At 52.1% G+C, this 8,978-nt stretch carries 6 protein-coding genes and 3 pseudogenes; 5 read left to right on the forward strand and 4 right to left on the reverse strand.

The window, feature by feature from the left end; all coding sequences use genetic code 11:
• From rplM to rimO, 4 genes and pseudogenes are all read right to left on the reverse strand, one after another.
• Positions 1–103 (reverse strand): annotated as a pseudogene (rplM, locus tag AB7C91_RS13265) (50S ribosomal protein L13); the annotation flags it as partial.
• 77 nt (positions 104–180) lie between these two features.
• Positions 181–963, reverse strand: a complete 783-nt coding sequence (locus AB7C91_RS13270; protein ID WP_332448159.1) for a glutamate-1-semialdehyde aminotransferase — start codon at positions 961–963, stop codon at positions 181–183.
• A gap of 52 nt (positions 964–1,015) precedes the next feature.
• Positions 1,016–3,265, reverse strand: a complete 2,250-nt coding sequence (locus tag AB7C91_RS13275) for an ATP-dependent helicase (RefSeq protein ID WP_332448158.1) — start codon at positions 3,263–3,265, stop codon at positions 1,016–1,018.
• Complete coding sequence (gene rimO / locus AB7C91_RS13280) at positions 3,258–4,607, reverse strand: 30S ribosomal protein S12 methylthiotransferase RimO (protein WP_428592231.1); 1,350 nt, start codon at positions 4,605–4,607, stop codon at positions 3,258–3,260. The genes AB7C91_RS13275 and rimO overlap by 8 nt, the downstream gene beginning before the upstream one ends.
• Positions 4,608–4,914: 307 nt before the next feature.
• On the opposite strand from rimO, the gene oppB reads away from it, so the two are divergent.
• The 5 genes and pseudogenes from oppB to AB7C91_RS13305 all read left to right on the forward strand — a co-directional run.
• Complete coding sequence (gene oppB, locus AB7C91_RS13285) at positions 4,915–5,844, forward strand: oligopeptide ABC transporter permease OppB (RefSeq protein WP_332448156.1); 930 nt, start codon at positions 4,915–4,917, stop codon at positions 5,842–5,844.
• An 11-nt stretch (positions 5,845–5,855) separates the two neighbouring features.
• Positions 5,856–6,071, forward strand: a pseudogene (locus AB7C91_RS13290) (ABC transporter permease); the annotation flags it as partial.
• A 705-nt stretch (positions 6,072–6,776) separates the two neighbouring features.
• A pseudogene (locus AB7C91_RS13295) lies at positions 6,777–7,463 on the forward strand (ABC transporter permease); the annotation flags it as partial.
• Positions 7,464–7,472: 9 nt separating this feature from the next.
• Positions 7,473–8,522, forward strand: a complete 1,050-nt coding sequence (locus AB7C91_RS13300) for an ABC transporter ATP-binding protein (protein WP_332448155.1) — start codon at positions 7,473–7,475, stop codon at positions 8,520–8,522.
• Positions 8,519–8,978, forward strand: a 460-nt coding sequence (locus tag AB7C91_RS13305; protein ID WP_428592236.1) for an ATP-binding cassette domain-containing protein, incomplete at its 3' end; no start/stop codon positions are given. The genes AB7C91_RS13300 and AB7C91_RS13305, both read left to right, overlap by 4 nt.

Raw genomic sequence — 8,978 nt, forward strand, 5'->3', positions numbered from 1 at the left:
TGCGTGCAGCGGCAACTGCTACCTTGCCAAGCTCCTTTCCCTCTGCATCAATCAGATACCATTTCTTCTGAATCGTCAGCGGTTTCACAAAAATAGTCTTCATCTATTCATCCTGTTCTGCAAGGACTGGCCTTGCGTGTGGTTTTGTGCATGGTAGAATTACTTCTTCCATATCTATACTTACAGCGCAGCATACCGGCGGGCCAACTCAAGCAACGGCCGTATCGTTCCTGATGTATATTCACCGGGGACAATGAACGGAACCTGTGCTGAAGGTGGCATGATCACCTTGCAGGCCAAAGCCTCCAAGGCAAACTCTCCATAGCGTTGATCCGAAAGACCGGTTAATCCGTACGGTCCACGGGTCTCGAACACCCCCTGCAAGGGATTGTTCATACGCATAGTCACTACTTCCTCCATCTTCAAAGTGCGGACCAGGGACGCAGTCGTCTTGATGAGCAAATCAAGCAACAGCGGTGAAACACAATCCGAAGGCGGCAGCTCTGCTGTACAGGCTTCTTCCTTGAGGCAAACGACCTGAGGTACGAAACTCCCTGGGAAAGGTAGGATAGGGAAGAGCATCACGGAATCTGCCCCGCCAGAACCTAGGAACGGTCGCCAATAGGACACTGTACGGCTTGCTTGTTCGGCTGATGAAGCAGGATCGAAGAGTGCATCGTCCGATACCTGTTTTGCAACCTGCAAGGCTTTCTGATGGTCCGCATACACGCGAATCACCGGATAGTCTGGAAATAGCGTAGCCAGCAGCGTTTCGAGCCTTCCTGCAAATATCGAAGGATATTCACTGACCAAGCCCCGACTGATCGTATTTTTCATTGCTTTTTGGATCTGATCGGGACGATGGCCCAGGACGGCTCTGCCATAATTCTGAAAAAAATCGAGGTACCGCACGCCGTATCGGTCATATACATAAAACGAACGCGCACGGACAACGGTAGGCATTGTATAACCTTCCGTAGGTTTTTGTCTAGTATCCAGACACTCTGTTCGCATCCTACTCGCCCCCAAGTTTTTCAAGTTGTGCAAACTTGCTGATGAACGTCGCTTTTCGGCCTGTGGAGAATCGCACTTCGATGACTTCGCGGTCCCCGCTCATACGCAGATCGACCACCTCACCTTCTCCATAGCTGTCACTATACACCCGCTGTCCGAGTGCAAACAGCGGCTGCCCTGCTTTCTGCTCATGGGTCGTCTTCATGGTGAAACTCTTCGCCTTAGTCCCAAACCCTTTCTGGATCAAGGCGCCGCCGCCCACCCCCCAACCGGAATTGGAAGCAGGACGCTGGACAGGTGAGGTTGCGTAGGAACCAAATCCCGCATACCCGTCGGACGGCCGGAGTCCTTGGACTGTGATCAATCCGGAATCGATCTCATCCACAAACCGGCTTGGGTGTTGGTAACTGGTCTTTCCCCAAAGCCTGCGCGCTCGTGCACTCAACAGATACAGATCCTTGCGGGCCCGGGTGACCGCAACATAGAATATCCTGCGCTCTTCCTCCACGTCCTCATCACTCTCACTGGAACGCCCGGGAAACAATTCATCCTCCAAACCTGCCACAAACACACGGTCGAATTCCAATCCCTTGGTATTGTGCATGGTAATAAGGGTGACGCCATCCTTGTTCCGAGGATCATCGGTTCCCAGGGTGGTCCGGTCGAGCGTCAATTGCTCGAGGAATGCAAGCAATCCATCAAGGGAAGAGTCGTAGGGTGCAAGCGCACTGACCAATGCCTCAAGGTTCTGCACCTTGCCGGTGCTATTCTGACGGTCTAAATCCTGATAATGATCCAGCAGCCCCGATTCGGTGACCAGAAATTTGGCACAGTCGACCAACTCGCCTTCTGCCAACATCTGCTTGGCATGCTCATACATATGCAGGAAGAAGGAAGCTCCACTTTTTGCTTTCGCAGAGAGTGCCCCATCTTCTATGGCTCTCCTAAGCATGACCAACACATCCCCATCACTATCCATAGCATAGGAAAGGATGGTCTCCTGGGAACCGGGGCCGATCCCCCGGGGCGGCTTGTTGACCATGCGCTTGAAGTTCACCTCGTCCTTGGTATTGGTCAACAGGAACAGGAGGGCCAAGGCGTCCTTGACCTCCTCGCGGTCATAGAACTGCAAGGCCCCCACCACCTTATAGGGGATGGAAAGACGTTTGAACATCGTTTCAAACGCAACCGACTGGGCATTGGTCCGGTACAGAATAGCGCTTTCGTTGAATCGACGATCTGCAAGCAGAACATTGGCGACCCGCTGGGCTTCATCCTGTTCGTCCTGCACATAGAGAAGATGCGGCTTGGCCCCCGTTGCATTTGCGGTCCAGAGTTGTTTGTCATGCCGACCACGGTTGTTCTTGATTACCGCATTGGCAATGGCAAGAATGTTTTGGGTGGAGCGATAGTTTTGCTCCAGTTTCACCGTCCGGGTGAATGGATAGAGTTCGGGGAAACTGAGAATATTCTGCACCTCCGCTCCCCGGAACCGATAGATAGACTGATCATCATCACCGACGACACAGACAAAACAGCCTGGCCCGACCAAATGCTTGAGGAGGGTGAACTGGGCGGCGTTGGAATCCTGGTATTCGTCGACCAGGATCATCCGGAACCGGTGATGCACCCAATCCAACACACCCGGACGCGTATCGAGCAGTTCGATGCTTCTCCCGATCAGATCGGCAAAGTCCACATTACCCACCCGTCTGAGTTTCTGTTCGTATGCTTCAAACATTCGTTTGAAGGTTGCATCGACTTTCAGGCTGGTCAGGTTGTCCTGCGGACCCAAACCGCGGTCTTTTGCTGCGGAGATCTTGCGCATGATCGGGTCCAATTCACGCTTTTTGTAGTTGGGAAAACAGGAAGCCAACAAGGAAAGGGAATCATCATCGTCATAGATGGTAAAATTGGAATCAAGACCGATCTCAGAACCGAAACGTCTGAGCAGCCAAGCGCCGAAGGAGTGGAAGGTCCGGATATTGCATTCATCCACATAGGGATTGTCATCCAACATACCTTTCACCCGATCCTTCATTTCGTTGGCGGCCTTGTTGGTGAAGGTGACAGCCAAAATTTGGTAAGGGGCAATACCCAGACTCTGGATCGCATAGGCGATCTTGGTGGTGATGACCCGGGTCTTCCCACTGCCTGCTCCGGCCAGCACCAATAACGGTCTGCTGTTTTCCAGGACCGCCTCCCTCTGCATTTCATTCAACTGGTCGAGCAATGCCTGGATATCAGCCATGCATTGCTCCTGCTACAGGGATAGCCTCCAGATCCAAGCCGTTTACCCGCTTGATGCCACATCTCACCATCTGTCCGGCTTTCAGATTCCGCCCGACCACCACGGTGAGGCCATCGACTTCCGGGGCCTGTGCGTACATACGTCCGATCGCCAGATCCTCACCCTCGACCAGCTCTTCGATCAGGATGTCATATTCCTTGCCGACAAACCGTTGGAGGTTATTTCCGGTAATGGGGGCCTGTAATGCCTCCAATTCCTCCTGGAATGCAGCCGCCACTTTATGCGCTTTACGATGGTCACGATCATTTCTCAACGCATATGCCTTCGTCCCTTCTTCCCTGCTGTACAGGAAGGAACCGACCCAATCGAGTCGGGCTTTCTTCAGGAAATCGAGGACCTGTGCGAAGGCCGCCTCATCCTCACCGGGGTATCCCAACAGAATGGTGGAACGCAGTACAGCATCAGGAACAGCAGACCTGATTTGCTCGATCAAAGCCAGATGACTCTCTTTGGTTCCGGTTCGTCCCATACTGCGAAGCACGGTGGTATCGGCATGTTGGAACGGGATGTCGAAGTACGGCAGCACCTTCGGATGGGTGGCGATAAAGGAAGGCAGGGAGGCTGGGAAGGCATCAGGATGGATATACAGCAGCCGGATGAAAAAATCGCCGGGCAATGCTGTCAGGTCGGCCAGCAGTTCCATGAATTTGCTTGTGCGATCGGAATCATCCGTTCCGTAGGCAGCCAGGTCCTGGGCGATCAGGTTTATCTCCCGAATCCCCCGGCTGATCAAATCCCTTGCCTCGGCGAGAATGGTCTGCTTGGGTTTGGACCTCAATTCACCCCGGATCAAGGGTATGGCGCAGTAGGAGCACCAGTGGTTGCATCCTTCGCTTATTTTCAGATAGGCGCTTCCGGGGAAGGAAAGCAACAGATCTCGTTCATACACCTCGGTTTCCCGTGGGGGGTAGGAGGGAACGGAAATCACACGCTCCCCACTGAAAACCTGACGCACCACCTCATGGATCTTGGAAAGATCCCGATTCCCGAAGATGGCGGAAGCCTCCCCCAGCTCCTTCTCCAGCTGATCGGCGTACCGCTGGGCCATGCATCCGGTCAGGACGATCTTCGCCTTGCTGTTCGCCTCATGCAGGGAAAAGAACGAATTGATCGATTCCTCCCTGGCTGATTCGATGAATCCACAGGTGTTGACCAGAATAAGGTCGGCTTGCTCAACCTGCTCGGTGAGTACAAAATCATCGTCCTCAAGAAGCTTGATCAGCGTTTCTGCATCCACTTGGTTTTTGGCACACCCAAGATTTTCCATATATACGTTCTTCATCGATCACTCCATTTTCATTCAATTCACAGACAAGTAGGATACCATAGAACCACCCGGTTATCCTACCTCCATACCTGTGGAAAGAAATTGACAGTTTACAGAAACCTGTAGGAAACAAAGAGCTGTAATTACACTGGTATTTCTTTTCCAGGTAAATTGTTGCAATCAGATTTTTCGTATTAAATCTGTATAATTATAGTAATTCTTGCATAAAATACCATCTTGGTATAGTATCTGAAATGCTGTATCAATACGGGCTAATTACGCCTCTGTATCCATGCAACAAAAATCTCACAAGAGGAAACGAATGACGAAATATATCGTAAACCGACTATTAGGGATGATTCCCACATTGTTGATTATCATTACCTTGAGTTTCTTCATTGTCCGCGTTGCTCCGGGAGGACCGTTCGCCACTGAGCGCAATCTTCCCGAAGTCGTCAAACGTAACATTGAAACAAAGTATCACATGAACGAACCGTTGATTCAACAATACGGCCGGTACATGTTCGACATCTTGCGCGGCGACCTCGGCCCCTCCTTCAAGTACAAGGACTATGATGTCAATTACTACATTGCCAACAGTCTTCCCAAGTCCATCGTCCTGGGAAGCATCGCCATGATGATCGCCCTGCTGGTGGGTATCAGTGCGGGAATCCTTGCCGCCGTGAAACAGAATTCATGGGTCGATTACCTGAGCATGGGGGTGGCGGTCATAGGAATATCGGTTCCGCTGTTCGTCATCGCACCGGTATTGCAGCTGATCTTTGCCATGAAACTCAAATGGCTTCCGACCAGCGGTTGGTATACGACGGGGGAAGGATGGAAAACCATCATTCTTCCGGCGCTCTCCCTCTCCTTTGAATATTTCGCCAATATCGCTCGTCTTACCCGTTCCTCCATGCTGGAAACCTTGCGCAGCGACTATATCCGTACCGCAAAGGCAAAGGGAATGAAGAGTTCCTCCATCATTTTCAAGCATGCCTTGAAGGGCGCCATGCTGCCGATCGTCAGCTATCTCGGGCCAGCCTTCGCCGGCATCATCACCGGATCCATCGTTGTTGAACAAATTTTCCGCGTCCCTGGATTGGGAAAATTCTTCGTACAGAGCTCGTTCAACCGTGACTACACCCTCATCGTCGGTGTCGTCATTGTATACTCGGTCATCTTGATCGCCATGAACTTCATCGTAGACATCGTCTATGCACAGCTCGACCCGAGAATTACCTATAAATAAAGGAGAGGACCATGTTCTTGAAGCGAAACAAACAGAAAGAAGCGGCCCTCAATGAATTTGACCAGGTCGTAGAAGGAAACAGCCTCGGAAAGGATGCATGGCGCAGACTGAAGAAAAACAAGATGGCTGTACTCGGTATGATTGTTGTAATCATCTACTCCATCCTGGCCGCAACCGCGCCCCTGCTTCCCATTTATCCCTATGACCAGATCATCCTTGACCACCAACACCTCAGACCGACCCTGACCAAGACGGCCGGGGACCTGATGATGGAAACCAAACTGAAGGACCTGTATTTCAAGGCCTGGAGAGCAGGAACCTTGCACGTGACTGAAGCTCAATCCCAGCAGATCAAGGATTGGATCGCCGACAATGAAACGAACAGGGTCTGGCAATTCTGTTATGATGAAGGCCAGCGGCAGAGCAAGGCGGGGACCTTCACCTTCAGCGATGCCGACAAGAAGACGATCGATCGCCTCCAACAGAAAATCGATACCGAGTTCCTGATCAATGTCGACAAGATGCTTTATACTGATCTGGCGACCGGAAAAACCCACAACCTTGCCAAGATGAGCTATCCGCAAATCCTGAGCATCTATGCAAACCTGCTCGGTGTTGACGCAGCGGTCATCGAAAAACAGACCACCGAGGAAATCAACAACCAGGTTCTCAACTCCCTGAAGGCATCCACTCCCGATCTTTCCGATGAGGAATATTCGGCAAACTTGGAAATTGAGTTGGAAACCATGGGCAAGAAAGGTGTGGATGCAATTGGTAAAACCAACCTGCTTGGCAAGATCAAAACGACCATCACGCGATCGGTTGAACGGGATCTGAAGAAGGAAATCGCCGACGGGAATGCACAATTTCCGATCAAACGCCAGATTTCTGTGAACGACTCGTTGAAGGCGGACATTTCGGCAACCAAGAAGCATGACCGCCATTATTACCTCGGGACCGATTACAGCGGAAGGGATATGCTTTCACGCATCATCTACGGTGGGCAGGTATCCATCGCCATCGGCTTGGTCGGTACCTTGACCAGCGTCTTGATCGGCATCTTCCTAGGAGCCATCGCAGGCTATGCAGGAGGTAAGATAGACTTCCTGCTGATGCGTTTGGTCGATATCATGTACGGACTGCCGTACATGTTGCTGGTCATCATCTTCATGGCCATTTTCGGACGAAACATCATGAACCTGTTCGTTGCCCTTGCAATGGTCAGCTGGCTAACGATTGCCCGTATGGTGCGCGGCCAGATCATGAGTCTGAAAAACAGTGAATACGTGGAAGCCGCCCGGAGCATGGGTGCGTCGACTGGACGCATCATATTCCGCCATATGGTGCCCAATTCCCTGTCCGTCATCATTGTCTATTCCACGCTCAGGGTTCCGGCGTTCATCATGCAGGAATCATTCCTCTCCTTCCTTGGTCTTGGTGTTCAGGCTCCGTATGCTTCATGGGGCTCTTTGGTTGGGGATGCCGTGAATGGCATGACATTGTATCCGTGGAAGTTGATCTTCCCGGCCATCGCCATGACGATTTTCCTTTTTGCCATGAACTTCTTCGGTGATGGCTTGAGGGATGCGTTCGATCCACAAAGCAAAAACCAACTCTAGGAGGACCACATGAGTCTGAAACCCAATGCAAAAGTAGTCCTCGAAGTAAAGGACCTAAGAACACATTTCAGGACCGATGCCGGTATCGTCAAAGCTGTCGACGGCGTTTCCTTCACCCTGCACGAGGGTGAGACGCTGGGTATCGTCGGCGAGAGCGGCAGCGGCAAGAGCGTTACCAATCTTTCCATCATGCGCCTGATCCCCAGCCCTCCGGGCAAGGTGGTCGGGGGAGAAGCCCTGTTCGAAGGGGTCGATATTCTCCAACTATCCGAAAAGCAGATGCGTGAGATTCGGGGAAACAAGATCTCCATGATCTTCCAGGACCCGATGACCAGCCTCAACCCGTTCCTCAAGATTTCCACCCAGATGGTGGAAACCATCCGCCTGCATGAGAAGGATGTGTCCAAGGAGGAGGCCCTCAAGCGTTCGATTGAAATGCTCAAGCTCGTAGGCATTCCCTCTGCGGAAAAACGAATCCAGAGCTATCCTCACCAATTCTCCGGCGGTATGCGCCAGCGGGTTATGATTGCCATGGCGCTTTCCTGCAATGCGCAGGTTTTAGTGGCCGATGAACCGACCACTGCCTTGGACGTAACCATCCAGGCCCAGATTCTTGAATTGATCAACAATCTCAGCTCGAAGATGGGTACCGCCGTCATCCTGATCACCCACGATCTGGGAGTGGTCGCCGGCATGTGCGACCAAGTGTGCGTCATGTATGCCGGACGCATCGTGGAAAAGGCTGGAACCGATGATCTGTATGCCCGGCCCAGCCACCCCTATACTGAAGGTTTGATCAAGAGCGTTCCCCGGATGGATACCAAACAGAAGGGCAACCGGCTCTTCTCCATCGAGGGACAACCACCCAATGTAATCGATCTTCCTCCCTGCTGTCCGTTCCATCCCCGTTGCAACAAGGCGATGGACGTCTGTCGGAGTGCCTACCCACCGGTGAAGGATCTGGGAAGTGGACACGAGGTCGCCTGTTGGCTCTATGCTGATGAAGCGGCGAAGAAAGCAGCCCTTGCAGAGGCGCAGACCAAGGAGAAGGCAGAATGAGTGAAACACGAACACCCTTGTTGGAAGTCAAGGATTTGAAACAACACTTCCCCATTACCAGTGGAGCGTTGCTGAAGCGACAAGTCGGGGCAATTCGCGCCGTCGATGGAATTTCCTTCTCCGTCTATCCAGGGGAAACCCTGGGCATCGTCGGGGAATCCGGATGTGGTAAATCAACCACCGTCCGTTCCATCAGCCAGCTCTACAAGCCGACCAGCGGAAGCGTCGTATTCAATGGTGTTGATTTGACCACGGCTGACTACAAGACGATGCTGTTGGCCAGACGGGATATGCAGATGATCTTCCAGGACCCGTATGCTTCCCTTGATCCTCGTATGACCGTCCGTTCGATCATCGCTGAACCGTTGGTGATCTACAACAATCGCCATCTTTTGGAAACCCCATTGTCTGTGATGGAAATCGAAAAACAAGTAGAAGAGCTCATGGAACGGGTCG

Source organism: Sphaerochaeta sp. (assembly GCF_050256055.1).
Lineage (GTDB): Bacteria > Spirochaetota > Spirochaetia > Sphaerochaetales > Sphaerochaetaceae > Sphaerochaeta.